The sequence below is a fragment of the Parasphingorhabdus sp. genome (assembly GCF_048269915.1).
Lineage (GTDB): Bacteria > Pseudomonadota > Alphaproteobacteria > Sphingomonadales > Sphingomonadaceae > Parasphingorhabdus.
In genome coordinates, this window is record NZ_JBLWTY010000003.1 from 582,019 (window position 1) to 598,018 (window position 16,000).

12 protein-coding genes are annotated in these 16,000 nt (G+C 55.3%); 8 read left to right on the forward strand and 4 right to left on the reverse strand.

The window, feature by feature from the left end:
- The first annotated feature begins 11 nt into the window (after window positions 1-11).
- The gene (locus tag ACN0WX_RS11310) at window positions 12-1,241 is read left to right on the forward strand and encodes an acyl-CoA dehydrogenase (protein ID WP_417622417.1); all 1,230 of its coding nucleotides are present in this window, start codon (window positions 12-14) and stop codon (window positions 1,239-1,241) included.
- On the opposite strand, the gene ACN0WX_RS11315 is transcribed toward ACN0WX_RS11310, so the two are convergent.
- From ACN0WX_RS11315 to ACN0WX_RS11325, 3 genes are read right to left on the reverse strand one after another with little or no spacing between them, the layout of a single operon-like run.
- On the reverse strand, window positions 1,235-2,041 hold the full coding sequence (locus ACN0WX_RS11315; RefSeq protein WP_417622418.1) for a dienelactone hydrolase family protein: 807 nt from the start codon (window positions 2,039-2,041) through the stop codon (window positions 1,235-1,237). The two genes, ACN0WX_RS11310 and ACN0WX_RS11315, sit on opposite strands and share 7 nt — an antisense overlap.
- 17 nt (window positions 2,042-2,058) lie before the next feature.
- The gene (locus tag ACN0WX_RS11320; protein WP_417622419.1) at window positions 2,059-2,628 is read right to left on the reverse strand and encodes a malonic semialdehyde reductase; all 570 of its coding nucleotides are present in this window, start codon (window positions 2,626-2,628) and stop codon (window positions 2,059-2,061) included.
- A gap of 5 nt (window positions 2,629-2,633) precedes the next feature.
- Window positions 2,634-3,854 (reverse strand): cytochrome P450, encoded by a 1,221-nt coding sequence (locus tag ACN0WX_RS11325; RefSeq protein WP_417622420.1) that lies wholly within the window; start codon window positions 3,852-3,854, stop codon window positions 2,634-2,636.
- A 291-nt stretch (window positions 3,855-4,145) separates the two neighbouring features.
- On the opposite strand from ACN0WX_RS11325, the gene ACN0WX_RS11330 reads away from it, so the two are divergent.
- From ACN0WX_RS11330 to ACN0WX_RS11360, 7 genes are all read left to right on the forward strand, one after another.
- Window positions 4,146-5,432 (forward strand): cytochrome P450, encoded by a 1,287-nt coding sequence (locus ACN0WX_RS11330; RefSeq protein ID WP_417622421.1) that lies wholly within the window; start codon window positions 4,146-4,148, stop codon window positions 5,430-5,432.
- A 58-nt stretch (window positions 5,433-5,490) separates the two neighbouring features.
- Window positions 5,491-6,717, forward strand: a complete 1,227-nt coding sequence (locus ACN0WX_RS11335) for an alpha/beta fold hydrolase (protein ID WP_417622422.1) — start codon at window positions 5,491-5,493, stop codon at window positions 6,715-6,717.
- Between the two features lie 303 nt (window positions 6,718-7,020).
- Window positions 7,021-8,889, forward strand: coding sequence for a DUF294 nucleotidyltransferase-like domain-containing protein (locus tag ACN0WX_RS11340; protein WP_417622423.1), 1,869 nt, complete (start codon window positions 7,021-7,023; stop codon window positions 8,887-8,889).
- Window positions 8,889-9,581, forward strand: a complete 693-nt coding sequence (locus ACN0WX_RS11345) for an exonuclease domain-containing protein (RefSeq protein ID WP_417622424.1) — start codon at window positions 8,889-8,891, stop codon at window positions 9,579-9,581. The genes ACN0WX_RS11340 and ACN0WX_RS11345 overlap by 1 nt, the downstream gene beginning before the upstream one ends.
- Before the next feature lie 120 nt (window positions 9,582-9,701).
- Entirely contained in the window at window positions 9,702-10,016 is a 315-nt protein-coding gene (locus ACN0WX_RS11350) for a DUF4212 domain-containing protein (RefSeq protein ID WP_417622425.1), read from the forward strand.
- Between the two features lie 11 nt (window positions 10,017-10,027).
- A complete protein-coding gene (locus tag ACN0WX_RS11355) occupies window positions 10,028-11,803 on the forward strand; it encodes a sodium:solute symporter family protein (protein WP_417622426.1) in 1,776 nt (591 codons plus the stop codon).
- Between the two features lie 105 nt (window positions 11,804-11,908).
- The gene (locus tag ACN0WX_RS11360) at window positions 11,909-15,265 is read left to right on the forward strand and encodes a PAS-domain containing protein (protein ID WP_417622427.1); all 3,357 of its coding nucleotides are present in this window, start codon (window positions 11,909-11,911) and stop codon (window positions 15,263-15,265) included.
- Between the two features lie 2 nt (window positions 15,266-15,267).
- Here the strand turns inward: ACN0WX_RS11360 and ACN0WX_RS11365 are convergent, their stop codons facing one another.
- Window positions 15,268-15,906: a LuxR C-terminal-related transcriptional regulator gene (locus ACN0WX_RS11365; RefSeq protein ID WP_417622428.1), complete on the reverse strand. Its 639-nt coding sequence runs from the start codon at window positions 15,904-15,906 to the stop codon at window positions 15,268-15,270.
- Window positions 15,907-16,000 lie beyond the last annotated feature (94 nt).

Genomic DNA, 16,000 nt, shown 5'->3' on the forward strand with positions numbered 1-16,000 from the left:
AAGGAAAGCCAATGGCCACTGTTGAAAAAATCAAAAATGAGGAATTCGCAACATTTGCGGATCAGGCGACTGCGGACGCGATGGTTGAAAAAGCGAAGGAACTGCGCCCCTTGTTCGCTGCAGAAGCCGCCGAAGGGGGAAAGTTGCGGTCACCCACCAAGAAGGTGGAAGACGCCTTGTTCGAGAATAATCTTCTTTATGCGTTGCTTCCCAAGCGGTTGGGTGGCGTGGGTCTTTCACTCACCGACTTCTGCCGCATGCAAATCGAAATTGCGAAAGGCGACCCGGCCGTTAGCTGGGTGGCACAGATCATCAACGGCACGAGCTGGGTGACCAGTATGGCACCTGACAGTGTTCAGGATGTGGTGTTTGCCGATGGACCTACCACGGTCTGCGGCGCCTATAATCCACCGGGCAAGGCTCGCAAGGTTGACGGCGGCTGGATCATCAATGGTGCATGGCCATACACTTCCGGTTCGCGCCAATCAAAATGGGCACAGCAGGGCGTCGTGCTGGAAGATTATGATGGGCCGGTCGTACCGGGTATCAGCATGTGCTATATACCGTTCAGTGACCTGACCATCAAAGATACATGGTTTGTATCGGGCATGCAGGGAACCGGATCGGACACCAGCGTTGCTACGGACGTATTTATTCCCGAAGGCCAGATGGTTTTGATGGATGAACGCGCCGGGCAGATTGACCGGACAAAAAGGCATTTTGGAGCTCCGACAGATGTCCTGCCAGTGGTGCCCGTTGTCCGCACGACCGGTATTGCCCAGTTGATCGGTGCGGTGGAAGCCATGCTGGAAATCGTCAGGGCTGAGTCGGAATTCAAGCCGGTTCTGACAACGACCATCGGTCCGCGGAAAAATTCCGGTGCCTATATGCGCGACCTTGGTGAAGCCGCAGCAATGCTCGATACGGCCCGGCTGATATTGTTCGGTCTGGTGGGTGAACTCGATCAGGTTGCGCTGACCGACGGCGAACTGAGCGTGGAAGACAAGGCACGGCATCGCGCACAAGGGGCGCAGATGATCGAACTGATACATCGCACTTCGGAATCGCTGATGTTCCAGGCAGGATCCTCGGCCTTCTCTCTCGACAAGCCCATCAACCGCTACTGGAGAGATGTTTCCATGGCACTGCGCCATATCCAGAACATCCCGACGATCGGCTACGAGATTTACGGCCGCAATATTGCCGGCGGCGACATGATCTCGCCCCCTGGCGCTTATTGACCGCTGACCAGGCGCGCGCGAAAGAAATCCAGTATTTCGTCGCGCGCCTCGACGGTCGGCTGGCCGGCCTCGTCGATCAGGTGCAGGGTGACAACACTGTGCGGGGTTTTGAGCGGCGCATCGGGGTTGGCGGCTGAATCGGGCAATATCTTGCCGACAAACCGGTCCCCCAATGCTTCGCTATAGGCGGCGAACCGCTCCGCCTTGCAAAAACTGTCCCCTTCGAAACGATAAGCGAGAACCGTAAGGTCCTCCGTATCCATGCGCGCCTTGACGCGCGCCAGTTCATCGGGAGAAATCGCAAGCCCGGACGAATTGTGCATCGGTAGAGAAGGCTGTGATAATACCGGCGCAATCACCGCTTTTTCCAGCATCATCGACAGGGCAAAATTTCCGGTGAAGCACATGCCGATAGCGCCCACACCCTCGCCGCCGCATTCTTCGTGAGCCACCGCCGCCAGCGCACGCAACCATCGGGTGACCGGGCTGGAGGCATTGCTGGCAAATGCCCGGAATTCCCTGCTGATGCAGGCGCGCGCTACGGTCATCATCGTCTTGCCTTTCCCCGGCAGAACACCATCATCCCCAAATAGGGATGGCATATAGACCGTGAGGCCGGCGTCGCGCACCCAGCGGGCGAAACGGGCAACATAGGGGCTGATCCCGGGCATTTCCGACATGACGATCACCGCCGGACCGCTACCGGCAACATAGACCTGCCTGGTCTTGCCCAGCAACGTCACCTCCCGCTTATCGAAATCCTCCAGCAGGTCCCTGAACCCGGGGTCAATATCGGGCATGATTATCTCCCTTTCCGTCAGACGATCCGACAGGCTTCTTCAAAATCCAGTCGCGGATTGCGCGGGAACAGACTGTCCTTGCGGCCATAGCCTAGCGCACAGATGAAATTGGCTTGCCACCGGCCGTCAGGAAAGAATTCGGCGTTGAGCTTTGCCGGATCAAAGCCGGACATCGGACCGCAATCAAGCCCCAATGCCCGTGCAGCAATCATCATATATGCGCCTTGCAGGGGTACGTTCCTTGCCAGAAGGTCAGCGATCACCTCCTCCTTGCCGGCGAATATGGAAATGAAGTCGCGCGAGGGAAAAAGCTTCGGCATCTGTTCGAAAAAACGGGTGTCGGCGGCTATGATCGCGGTGACCGGAGCGGAAGCAATCTTGTCGATATTCCCTGCATTCACGCAGGACAACAACCGCTCCTTCGCTTCGGGGGAGGTGACAAATACGAAACGGGCGGGGCAACTATTGGCCGATGTTGGGCCCCATTTCAGCTGATCATAAAGCTGCTGCAACAGGGCGACCGGGACGGGACGATCTTGGAAAGCATTATATGTACGGGCCGTTTCGAATATTACCCCGACATCCATTGCGCTCAACCCCAGACCAGAGGGAGTTTATCTGGCTGCAAAATACCGCCGGTATGCGTCTGCACCGTATAATCATCCTGGATGCGAAATTCCGGAATAGCGGCAAGAAATTCTTCCAGCGCAATCCGCATCTCACGCCGGGCCAGATGCATACCCACACACAGATGCGGACCATAGCCAAAGCTCAGATATCGCGTCTTGCGGCCCAGCTTGACCCTGTCGGCATCTTCATATTCTTCCGGATCGCGACCGGCCAGGCAGGTTGGCATGGCTATTTTGTCACCAGGTCGAAAGGTAACGCCGCCAATTGTCACTTCCTTCTTGCAGGTGCGGAAGGTTGTGACAGCGGGATAGGCGCGCATCAATTCCTCGATTGCATCCGGAATCTTGTCCGGATTGTTGCGCAGCATATTCTGGTCTTCGGGATGCGTTGCGATATGGCGGAACTGCCAGGCCATATTGGTTGAGACCGTATCCATCCCGCCGATAAACAAGTTGAATGCAAATCCGATAAGTTCATCGTCTGTCAAAGGTCTGCCGTCAATTTGCGTGGTTACTCCATAGCTGATCAGATCGTCCCGCGGATTGGCCTTGCGGTCGGCAATTTCGCTGCGAAGATATGCGAGCACTTTGCGGGTACTGTCGGCGATTACAGCCAGATCATTTGTGTGGAGCAGCCCCATTTCCCACTCCAGAAATTCTGCAGTCATCTCTTGCGGCAGGCCCATCAGTTCGAGAAACACCTTGATTGGAAATTCAAATGCAAACTCGCTCATGAATTCGCAGGATCCCTTGGCCTTGATTGCGGCGCAATAGTCCCGGGCATATTGACGGATTTTTCCGTCCAGCTTGTTGATTTCCTTGGGCGTGAACAAGGGGTTCACCCATTTGCGATAAAGACTATGCATGGGCGGATCGGTTTCCGCTGGCAGCGAACTCCAGCTTTCGCCGACCAGCAAGGCAAAGGGTGCAAAATCCTTGTTGGAAAAGCTGTCCGTATCAAAATAGATTGTCTGCAAATCCTCAACCCGGCGCACGATCCACGCCGGAGTACCGCCAGGATAGGCGTCCAGAGCATAGAAAATTGGCGGCATCGTACGATGGATATCCGGTATGATCTGGTCAAAGGGGTTTTCATCGATCAGTCCGCCCATCTTGATCGGATAGTCGAGTACCAGTTCCTCCGGCACATGGCCCGGAGCATTGGTTACTTGTTCGCTCAGCATAGATACCTCACATCACCATTCAGTCTATTGCATCGACTTCCACAACATGCGGCGGCGCTGACCTGCAAAAGGATAGGTGGCAGTTGCTCAGTCGGCCTTGATACACGTTGCGGTGAGGAACCCGCCCGGTGTTATCCAATCATATTATCTGGTTCATGGCCATAGATTTGGAGCCAGAATTGGCGGTCCGATCCTTTACGCGAGTCAAACGAACATGTCTTTAGGCAGGTTCAGACGCGTGTTAACCGCGGCAAAAAATAACCAGGCCAATCAGAATGTGAGACCCTTATCATGAGCAACAAGACCCTTGACCCGCTGGACCAGATGGTTGCCGACTATTCGCTGGTCACCAATGGCTATTCCGGCAAGGCGCCGAACAACCCCTATCCGATGTTCGAGGAAAAGCGGTCGAAATGTCCCGTGATGCACGGCGACATCCTGCTAGAAAACATGGTTCCCAGCATGGCGGATTATATGATGACCGGCCGTCCGACGGTTAGCCTGTTCCGGTACAAGGACATTCACGGCGTCCTGATGAACCCGAAGGACTGGCTAAGCTATATCGTCGGTGACGGCTTTGGAGCGGCGGTCGACAATATGCTGCTGACGGCGATGGATGGCGAGGAACATGACAAATTCCGGGCCACACTCCAGAAACCTTTCATGCGGTCAGAAATCCGCAAGTTGATCGACACGCTCATCCGGCCGGTTGTGGTGACAGAATTTGTCGACCGGTTGCGGCCCAATGGCAAGGCGGATCTGTTGCGCGAATTTGCCCTCCCCTTCCCGATCCGCGCCATGTACGCCTATTTCGGTTTCCCGCATGAGGAAAGCCTTCTTTCCGATCTCGCGAGCTGGGCGATTCAAGTCGTCGCCGCGCCACAAGCTGACCCGGAAATTGCAAAAATTACGGTACCGCAATCGATGGTGGCCGGCCAGTCGATGTATGATACATTATTGCCCATTGTCCAAGACTATCGCGCGCGGGGCGAAATGCGGTCTGACATCCTCGGCTATATGATGCAGGTCGAACATGAGGGAGAGCGGTTTACCGATGAGGAAATCACCACCTTCATCCGCATGTTGTTGCTGGCCGCCGGCGAAACCACCACGCGCAGCTTTGCCAATATGATGGTGCAGCTGCTGGAAAATCCTGATGTTCTGGATGAAGTCCGGCAAGATCGCAAACTCATTCCCAAGGCGGTCATGGAAACCATGCGACGCGATCCGACTGCGGGCGCGGTGGCGAGAATTGCAGCCCGGGACATGAAAATTGGTGACGTGGAGATTTCAAAAGGCACGGCAGTGCTCTGCTCGATCGCCGCCGCGAACCGGGATCCGGAAACCTATGAAGACCCGGATCGCCTCTGGCTGAAGCGCCCGATGCGGCCATTGCTCAGCTTCGGTTTCGGTCCGCATATGTGCCTCGGCATGCATATGGCGCTGGCCGAACTGGAAGTCGCGCTCGACGCCATATTGGACTTGCCAAATCTGCGTTTTGATCCTGCCTATCCCCACCCGGAAATCAAAGGGTTGAACATGCGGGGTCCAGACGCGGTGCACGTGCTCTGGGATTAAATGTCCGAAATTCGTCCTGCAGAAACCTTGAGCAGCCTCTGAAAGGAACAGTGAAAACATGAGCGTCGTCGAATTCAAAGGATTTGCAGGAATCCGGCTGGAAGCCGAAGCCATCGGCTCTGAGGAGGATCCATCCGTTCTCCTGATACACGGCGGCGGACAGACGCGCGGTGTCTGGAAGGATGTGGCAAAGGCACTGGAAAAAGCCGGGCGGCGCGTATTCAGCCTCGACTTGCGGGGGCATGGAGCCAGCGAATGGTCCCCCGACGGTCGCTATGATTTCGATGCTTATGTCGAAGACCTGCGTGCCGTTCTGGCGCAAATGGGTACGCGCCCGGTTGTGGTTGCGGCCACATTGGGCGGCTGGATTGCAACGATTGCGCTTGGCAGGGATGCTGCGACGCTCGCCGCCGGACTGGTTCTGGTCGACATTCCTGCCCATGTAGATAGTGCGACGGCGCGCACAATTGGCGAGCAGATGCGCGAGCGCGCTGCACAATCAAAAGATGAACCAAGCTGGGACCCGCAGATGATAGATCGGCTGGAAGTGTCCGGGTTGACAGATCGACTGACCGAGGCCGCTCCTCGACTGGCCATTCCGGTATTATCCGTGCGCGGGGCACTGAACGACATGGGTTCAGGGTCAGAAGCAGCGTCTTTTGTCAGCGCCATACCCGATGCCGAATTTGTTGAGGTTGAAGATACAAAATTACTCGTAACCAATGATAGAACCGAGGTTTTTAACGCACTGTTGCTGGATTTTCTGGAACGGCGGCAACCGCTTGCCGCGCCGGAATATCGCTCGGGCTCTGATGCCCGGACTCTGCGCGATGCGCTGGGCTGTTTTGCCACCGGCGTCACCATTGTCACAGCGACTGCAGCGGATGGTTCACCCATTGGCTTGACGGCGAACAGTTTCACGTCTGTCTCGCTTGATCCTCCCTTGCTGCTTGTCTGCATCGCCAACAAGGCAGGAAGCGCAGCCACGCTGAAGGACGCCTCTCATTTTGCCGTGAATGTGCTTCAAATCGGCCAGCAACCAGCATCAGACCGCTTTGCCGGGAAAAGCGAGGATCGTTTTGCCGATACCGCTTGGGAACCGGGAGAAACAGGCGTTCCGGTGCTCACAGGGTCGCTAAGCAGCTTTGAATGCGCAAAGGACGCTATACATGATGGCGGTGACCATTTCATACTGGTCGGTCGCGTGATAAAGGCAAGCTTTGAACCGCGGCGCGATCCCCTGTTATATTTCCGGGGCAAATATCGGCGCCTGCATTTCGCGTAATGACTTTTACCCAATCGGCCGGGAAGCGAATATATTTAACTAGCTTTTAGAAAATGCGGCGACAGACCGGGGTATGACGCGATAGTTTAATTAATATATCGGAATAACGACGCCTTGTGGCTTAAGAATGTTTTCCACCCTGTCCGCCATTTTTCGCCAATCAAAACCCGTCGGATATTATCGCCCCCGCGTCTTTGTCGGCGCAATAGCGGGGCTGATTCCCGATAATTCCTGATCCTGATGATACCTTTGGCTAATAGGTTGTCTCTTCTATATTGTGCAATATCTGCCAGGGAGGTTTTCGTGGAAATTGATGAAGTCATTTCTTTTCTAAACCGTCATGCGCCATTTGATACGCTGTCGGCGAACGAGATTTCCTCGCTGGCGCGCAAAATCGAAATACGATATTTTCCGCGAGAGACGGTGATAATTGATGCCGGTCAGCAAAATCTTGCCCTCGGTATCGTGCGATCGGGCGCAGTCGAGTTGCGATTGGGCGGAACCGAATTGAACAACCGGTTGGGCGAAGGTGGCGTTTTCGGCTATCCCTCGCTGTTGCACCATGAAGTCACCCGCAACAAGGTGATCGCGCTGGAGGATTGCCTGATCTATCAGCTTCCCAAGGCGGATTTTCGCAAATTGCTGGCCAGCCACGAAACATTCAGGGCTTTTTTTGCCAAGGATGAGGCCGAGCGCTTGAGGCTGGCGGTTGACGGTCTGCGCCGCTCCGAAGAAGGTCATGGCGATGCCGCGCTGGTTGCGGTCAAGCTGGAGTCCCTGCTGCGCCGGAGCGAAGTCGTAACCGGATCGCCAGATGATACAATCCGCGCGGCCGCGAAACGGATGACGCTGGCTGATGTCTCGACCCTGCCGCTGACGGACAATGGGAAGCTGGTTGGCATATTGACTGACAAGGACTTGCGCCGCCGGGTCCTGGGTGAAGATGTCTCGCTGGATAGCCCGGTTTCCAGCGTGATGACACCGGATCCGATTACCATGTCTCTGGACGATGATCTGTTGTCGGCCATGCTGATCATGTCGCAGAATAATATCCACCACCTGCCGGTTGTCGATAAGGCAAGCCAGATTGTCGGCGTCGTCAGTTCCAGCGACTTGCTTAACCGCTTTGGCATGAGCGCGCTGCGGGTGGTGGCCGAGATCAAGGCGGCCAGAACTGCTGCTGCGGTGGCCAAGGCGGCACGGCGCGTGGATGCGGTATTGGCCAATCTGATCGCATCCGGGGTTGATGCCGACCATGCAGCGCGCTTCGTTTCGAATATCGGGGAAACGACGCATCGGCAATTGCTGAAACTGGCCGAGGAGCAATTGGGTCCGCCTCCGGTGCCTTATGCTCTGGTTGTTTTCGGATCGCTCGCTCGGCAGGAGCAGGCTGGCGGTTCGGACCAGGATAACGGGTTTATTCTCGACGATAGCTATATTGCAGCCCGGCACGAGGCTTATTTTGAGCAGCTTGCGACCTTGCTGTGCGACGGTCTGAACAGCGCCGGCTACATTTACTGCCCCGGTGATATCATGGCGACCAACGATAAATGGCGGCAACCTCTGGCAGTCTGGAAAAAGCGCTACCAGGACTGGATCGACAAGCCCGATCCGGACAATATCCTGAATACGACGATCTTCTTCGACATGCGATGCGTTGCTGGTGACGCAGAAATGGTCGATGGGCTCCGCACCCAGATTTTCCAATGGAGCCGCGCCAACAGGATATTCTTGTCCTTCATTGCGCGCGCCGCATCAAATACCAAGGTTCCCTTGGGGTTTTTCCGCAATTTCCTGCTGCAACATGATGAAAAAGAAGGTGATGTGCTCGACCTGAAGCATCAGGCGATCGCGCCGGTCGTCGACATTGCCCGGGTCTATGCCCTGGCGCTGGGGCTGGCCGAAGTGAACAGCGACGAACGTCTCAAAATGGCAGCGGAGCGGAATGAGTTGAGCAACGAGGCTGTCTCCGACATCACCGATTGCTTTGAATTTATCCGCAGCGTTCGTTTTCGCCATCAGTCCGATCAGATCAAGCGCGGTGAAGCACCGACTAATAATCTTTCGCCCAAGGCGTTATCCCGGTTCGAACGTGAACATCTGAAAGATGCCTTCCGCATAATCCGCGATCATATGGACATCATCAACCGCAAATATGCGGGCGGTCTCTAGTGAAGCTCGATTGGCGAGGCTGGCTCCAGCAAAAACGCTTTTCGCAGGATTGGGACAATGCGCAGAAAATGGCACGATCCACGCCGATGGAAGATTATTATGATGGACTGCTATCCGCGGATCGGTTGCTCGATGACACGCGCTTGATCGCGCTTGATTTTGAGAGCGACGGCTTGGCGAAAGACGCTCAGTTGCTTGAGGCCGGCTGGGTTGGAATCAGCGATGGAGCGATAAAACTGGAAACGGCGCAACGGCTGCGGATTCGTGCGGAGAACCAACTGCAGGAATCCGCTGTCATCATTCACCGGATTACCGATGATGCGGCAACCGAAGGTCAGCTGGAGCGCGATGTGGTGGCCGCGCTGCTGTCCGTATTAAAAGGATCGGTGATCGTGGCGCATTCCGCGACGATCGAACGATCCTTTTTGAACACCGCCTGTTTGCGCTGTTTCGGGGTTCCGTTTGTCGGGCATTTTATCTGCACGATGCAGTTGGAGGAGCGGTGGTTCCCGAAACAGAGAACGGCAGATGGTTTGCGTCTGGGCAAATTGCGCGCGCAATATGGCCTGCCGTCCTATCGCGCGCATGACGGGTTGACCGATGCAATCGCGTGCGGCGAGCTATTTCTAGCCCAATGTGCCCGGCGAAAAGCCAAAGAGCTTATGATCCGGGACGTGCTGATGAGGGGCTAAGCCTCTGACCCAGCCATATTAGACCAAAGTCTCTCTATGAAATTTCTCCATCCCCTTTAGCCTTTCAGGACAATGGCCAGAAACCGGCCATGATCTGACATAATTTAGGGGGAGGATAGCATGGCTGACAATGATCCATCCGTACCGGAGCCGAATGACGGTGGCCCGGGTCCGGATTCGGAAACCAATCAAAATGAAAAGGCATATTGGTCGGAGAATCTCAGATTGCTCTGGACATTGATGGTGATCTGGTTCGCCGTGTCTTTTGGCGCAGGAATATTGTTCCGCGAGTTTCTCGATCAGTTTTCGCTCGGCGGCTATCCTCTTGGCTTCTGGTTCGCCCAGCAAGGCTCGATCTATGTCTTCGTTTTCCTCATCTTCTTCTACACGGCGAAAATGAAGAAAATCGAACGCAAATATGATCTGGATGATTGAGGGAGGTTGACATGGATACACAAACATTAATCTATATTTTTGTCGGCCTCTCCTTCGCGCTTTATATCGGTATTGCGATATGGACACGGGCCGGATCGACCAAGGAATTTTACGTTGCTGGCGGCGGGGTGCACCCGGTCGTCAATGGTATGGCAACGGCAGCTGACTGGATGTCTGCGGCCAGCTTTATCTCGATGGCGGGCATCATCGCTTTTTCCGGCTATGACGGTTCCGTCTATTTGATGGGCTGGACTGGCGGTTATGTCATGCTGGCACTCCTGCTTGCGCCCTATCTGCGCAAGTTTGGACAATTTACCGTGCCCGACTTTATCGGCACGCGCTATTATTCGAAAACAGCGCGCGTCGTGGCGGTGATTTGTCTGATCTTCATCAGCTTCACCTATATTGCTGGACAGATGCGCGGCGTGGGTATTGTTTTTTCCCGCTTCCTTGATGTTCCGATTACGCTCGGCGTGATTGTCGGCATGGGCATTGTATTCTTCTATGCGGTACTCGGCGGGATGAAAGGCATCACCTATACCCAGGTCGCACAATATTGCGTTTTGATCTTTGCCTATATGGTGCCAGCCTTCTTCATCAGCTTTCTGGTAACCGGCAATCCGATTCCACAATTGGGCTTGGGTTCGACGGTCAATGACGGTTCGGGCATGTACGTGCTGCAGAAACTCGATCTGGTGCTCCAGGATATGGGCTTTGGTGCCTATACTGACGGATCGAAATCGATGATCGATGTTTTCTGTATTACGGCCGCGCTGATGGTGGGCACCGCCGGATTGCCCCATGTCATTGTCCGGTTTTTTACCGTTCCGAAAGCGTCCGACGCTCGTAAGTCGGCAGGCTGGGCGTTGGTCTTCATTGCCCTGCTCTACACGACCGCACCTGCGGTAGGCGCTTTTGCCCGGATCAACTTTATCGAGACGGTTGATCAGACCGACTATGAAAAAGCTCCGGGCTGGTTCAAAAATTGGGAAAGCAATGACCTGATCGCCTGGACCGACAAGGATGACGACGGCAAGATGAAATATCGTTCTGGGGACGCTTTCGCCGGCAAGCCCGATTTTAACGGAGAGACCGGCAAATATGGAGAGCGCCTGATTGCGAATGCACCCAATGCCGAGAGCGAGAATGAGATCTATGTTGATCGGGACATCATGGTGCTTGCCAATCCGGAAATTGCAAATCTTCCGGGATGGGTGATTGCTCTGGTGGCCGCTGGCGGTCTGGCCGCTGCGCTGTCGACCGCAGCCGGTCTGTTGCTGGTGATTTCGTCATCGATCAGCCATGACTTGCTGAAGCAGACCTTCCGTCCGCAAATCACCGAAAAAGGGGAATTGATGGCGGCACGGATCGCGGCAACCGCGGCGATTGTGGTGGCTGGCTATCTCGGCATCTATCCTCCGGGGTGGGTGGCGCAGGTTGTTGCCTTCGCATTCGGTTTGGCAGCAGCATCCCTCTTCCCGGCGATTTTCATGGGCATTTTCTCGAAGTCCATGAACAAGGAAGGTGCGATTGCGGGCATGGTAAGCGGACTGGTATTCACCTTCTGCTACATCGCCTATTTCAAACTGGTCGCGCCGGAAGCCAATGTGGCAGCCAACTGGCTGTTCGGTATCTCGCCAGAGGGTATTGGCGTAATTGGTATGATCCTCAATTTTGCCATCGCGATAGCAGTGTCGAAGATGACGGACTCGCCGCCGCTGGAAGTGCGCAGGCTGATCGACTCGATCCGCGTACCCCGCGGGGCCGGAGATGCGGCTTCGCATTGAGAAATTTCCTCCCAGGGAAGAAAGGGCGGCGCTTGGTGCCGCCCTTTTTATTTGCCCGTCCGTTCGGTGTGTTGGTATGTCATCTAGTCAGCTGGGGAGGAAAATATGATCTTGTGGATCGCACTGGCCATTGCCGTGCTCTATGCCGCAGGCTTGTTCTGGTTGGCGTTACGGGGCGATAGCGGTCATCTTTCCCTCGGATCGCGCGCGCAATCCTGGGTCTATGGGCTCTCGCTCGCCGTCTATTGCACGAGTTGGACCTTCTACGGTGCCGTGGGAACAGCCGTGTCCAGCGGCTGGCATTTTCTGCCGATTTATCTGGGACCGATATTGCTGTTCACCATCGGATATGGCCTGGTCGCGCGGACCCTGCAAATCGGCAAAGCGCAACACAGCACCTCGATCGCGGACTTTTTGTCGACCCGTTACGGAAAAAGCGGCGCGGTGGCTGCTCTCGTCACAATCATCGCTACCATCGGTCTTTTGCCTTATGTTGCCTTGCAACTCAAATCCGTCGGCCAGACGCTGTCGGCATTGTCACCCAATATCGGCGGATCGGTGAACTCCGACGATATCGTATTGGGAGTGGCAGCCGTGATGGCATTATTCGCGATATTATTCGGGGCGCGGCAGGTTGATCTTACCCAGCATAATCGGGGTCTGGTGCTGACCATCGCAGCCGAAGCCATCGTGAAAATGCTGGCCCTGTTGGCAGTCGCGCTATTTGCAGCCCTGATGTTTACCGGAGCAAGTGCAGAACAAATCGAATTTTCCCGCGAGTTTGGCGATATTTTCAAGGCCGACCAGGTGGATGGTCGCTTCGCGGTGCTGACGCTCATTTCTGCCTGCGCTGCCCTGTGTTTGCCGCGTCAATTTCACATGACCATTGTCGAAGCCCAAAAAGACCGCCCGGACAGGCTCATGCGGCTTGTCTTCCCGGCCTATCTTGTCCTGATTGCACTGGTCGTCTTCCCGATCACGGTCGCCGGAACATCAATTGTGTCCACGGGCCAGATCAATCCCGATATGCTGATGCTGGCCCTGCCGCTGAACGCGGGCGCCGACTGGCTTGCCATATTGGTATTCATCGGCGGATTTTCTGCCGCAACCGGGATGGTGATCGTCACAACTGTCGCCCTGTCGAGCATGATCACCAATGACCTGATCGTACCGCTTTTTTACCGCCGCAAGACCAACCACGCCATGCTTGGCCAGTCATTGCTGTGGATAAGGCGGCTGACTATTATCGGTCTGCTTTTTCTCGCCTTTCTCTATTATCGCACGATCAATAGCGCCTCTACGCTGGCCGGGCTGGGGACGATTTCATTTGCCGCTGTTTCCCAGTTTGCACCGGGTTTGGTTGGCGGCCTGTTATGGAAGCTGGGCCACCGGAAGGGGATGATCGCGGGATTGATCCTGGGCTTTGCGGCATGGATCATATTGCTGATTGTTCCCACATATCTCGATACGGATCCGGTCGTCCAGATTGCAGAGGATATATTGGTGTCGGCCGTAATCGTCAGTCTTGGCATAAACATAGGCGCTTATATATTATTCTCCCTCTATACCCAGGCTAATATCATCGACAAGGCGCAGTCGGCCGCGTTTATCGGAATGGATTATCGCATCGCGGACGGCAGTGATGCTTCAGAAAGGATGCGCGTTGCCGATTATCGCCTGCTGCTCCGGCAGTTTGTCGGTGACACGCGCAGTCGTGCGGCGATGCAGCAACTTGGCGAACAGTTGGGCCGTCGCTATTCTGACCTGGATATTGCCGACAACCGCCTGATCGAAATGATTGAACGGCAACTCTCCGGCGTTCTCGGCGCATCCTCAGCGAGAGCCATTATCGCTTCAACTATGGAGGGCGACCCGATCCCGCTGGAGCAGGTTGTCGCGATGTTCGACGAAACCTCGCAGCGCCTGCAGTTTAGCGGCGATTTGCTTCAGACAGCCATCGAGAATATCGACCAGGGCGTCGCAGTGGTCGACAATGATATGCAGCTGGTGGCGTGGAACAGCCGTTATGTCGAGATGTTTGACTTGCCCGATCATCTGGTTGCGGTCGGCTGCCCTATCTCGGATCTTATCGGCTATAATATCCGGCGCAACGGACTGAGCGAAAACCAGGTGGACGCGGAAGTTGCCAAACGGCTCAACCATATGCGTTCCGGCCGCAAACATGGTTTGGAGCGGGAACAGGCCGACGGCCGGATCTTGCGGATATTGGGCAATCCGACACCAACTGGCGGCTATGTGACCAGCTATACGGATATCACGGCAGACCGGCGGTCGGAACGCGCGCTGGAAGCAAAGGTCGAAGAGCGCACCTTGCAGCTCACCGAAGCCAATGTTGCGCTTGAGAAAGCAACCCGGTCCAAAACCCGCTTTCTGGCAGCAGCCAGCCATGATCTTGTCCAGCCTTTGAATGCAGCAAGATTATTCACGTCCGCGCTCGACGAGGAGATTGGCGCGCAGCAGCCCAAGGCCAAAAAGCTTGCCCATGATATTGACCGTTCAATCGAAATGGCCGATCGGCTGCTTCGCGCGCTGCTCGACATATCAAAACTGGATAGCGGCGGTTTGCAACCCGAAATAACGAAATTCCCGCTGTCGCCCTTGTTTGACGACCTGCGCTCCGAATTTTACCGGGCTTCGCAAGATAAGGGGCTAACGCTGAACGTGGATGCGCCCGAAACATGGGTTGAGACGGATCGAAATTTGCTTCTCAGCATATTGCAAAATCTCGTTTCCAACGCCGTTCGCTATACGGACAATGGGTCAGTTTCCCTGACCGTTGAATCCAGGTCCGATCAGGCGTGTATCAAGGTCATCGATACCGGGCCCGGTATTGACGGCGCAGAACATGAGCGGATTTTCGAGGAGTTCCACCAGGTCGGGCCCTATGACAAGAAGGAAGGTGCCGGTCTCGGCCTTTCCATATCCCAGCGTATCGCGCGTTTGCTTGATAGCGAAATTGCGGTTGAATCGGCACCGGGCGCGGGCAGTATTTTTTCGCTCCTGCTTGACCTGGCCCCGGCGCAGCCACTGGAAGTAGCAGCGCCCAAAGCAAGCAAATCCCGCGCGTCCGATCTGGAAGGCCGGACCATCCTGTATATTGACAATGATCAGGATGCCCTGGATTCACTTTCCGCGTTGCTCGAACGCTGGGGGTGCGAGATTAAAACCGCTTTGGGGCCGGAACAGGCTTATGCCGCCTTTGCGACCCCCCCCGACATGGTGATTTTCGACTATCAGCTCGACGATGGCTGGACAGGCGATGAGCTATTCGAGAAGCTGATTGATAAATGGGGCAAGCCGACAGTCGCGATATTGGTAACCGCAGAGGATTCTGACCGTACCAGAGAAACTGCCGCGCGATTGTCCATCGAAAGATTGCTCAAGCCGGCTTCTCCCGCAGCTCTTCGCGCATTGATCAGCCAAACCCTCCGCAAAGGCTGAGATCAGGCGGATTTGACTTCCGGCTCTTCGATATCGAGCTGCTTGGCGACCAGCACGGCCTGCGTACGATTGACGACACCCAGCTTGCGAAAAATTGCGGTAATATGGGCTTTGACAGTCGCTTCACTAATCTCCATTCGATAGGCGATCTGCTTGTTTAACATGCCCTGGCTGACGAGGTTCAAAATCCGTCTTTGTGCGGGTGTCAGACTGGCAAGCTTGTCGAACAGCGCTGTATTATCTTCACTTTCTGTCGCTTCAATATCAAACCAGACATCGCCATCGCGGATTTGCGCGAGCGCTTGACGCATGACATCCAGATTGACCGATTTGGGAATGAAGCCCGATGCGCCGAGGCTTTGGCAGGCAGAAACAACGCGACTATCCTCGCTCGCAGAGACAACCACAACGGGAAGTGCAGGAAATTCATGCCGAAAATCCAGCAGTGCGGTGAGACCGTCGCTATCTTCCATATGCAGGTCGAGGAGGAGCAGGTCGGCCGGTCCGGCTTTCGCCGCGGCATTTGCCTCGGCGACGGTCTTCGTCTCTACCAATTGGGCGTCTGGCCATAATTTCGTCACCGCCTGGCATAATGCGCCCCTAAACAGCGGATGGTCATCAGCGATGATGATGCGGGCCATAGCTTACCTGTTCAATTGCTTACCGGTTTAATCGTCCTTTGATCAGATTATCAACAACGCCGGGATCTGCAAGCGTCGAGGTATCTCCCAGGGC

Bases quoted from the DNA above. Each gene is read 5' to 3' on its own strand.
- ACN0WX_RS11310 (WP_417622417.1), top strand. From the start codon at position 12: ATGGCCACTGTTGAAAAAATCAAAAATGAGGAATTCGCAACATTTGCG.
- ACN0WX_RS11315 (WP_417622418.1), bottom strand. From the start codon at position 2,041: ATGCCCGATATTGACCCCGGGTTCAGGGACCTGCTGGAGGATTTCGAT.
- ACN0WX_RS11320 (WP_417622419.1), bottom strand. From the start codon at position 2,628: ATGGATGTCGGGGTAATATTCGAAACGGCCCGTACATATAATGCTTTC.
- ACN0WX_RS11325 (WP_417622420.1), bottom strand. From the start codon at position 3,854: ATGCTGAGCGAACAAGTAACCAATGCTCCGGGCCATGTGCCGGAGGAA.
- ACN0WX_RS11330 (WP_417622421.1), top strand. From the start codon at position 4,146: ATGAGCAACAAGACCCTTGACCCGCTGGACCAGATGGTTGCCGACTAT.
- ACN0WX_RS11335 (WP_417622422.1), top strand. From the start codon at position 5,491: ATGAGCGTCGTCGAATTCAAAGGATTTGCAGGAATCCGGCTGGAAGCC.
- ACN0WX_RS11350 (WP_417622425.1), top strand. From the start codon at position 9,702: ATGGCTGACAATGATCCATCCGTACCGGAGCCGAATGACGGTGGCCCG.
- ACN0WX_RS11355 (WP_417622426.1), top strand. From the start codon at position 10,028: ATGGATACACAAACATTAATCTATATTTTTGTCGGCCTCTCCTTCGCG.
- ACN0WX_RS11360 (WP_417622427.1), top strand. From the start codon at position 11,909: ATGATCTTGTGGATCGCACTGGCCATTGCCGTGCTCTATGCCGCAGGC.
- ACN0WX_RS11365 (WP_417622428.1), bottom strand. From the start codon at position 15,906: ATGGCCCGCATCATCATCGCTGATGACCATCCGCTGTTTAGGGGCGCA.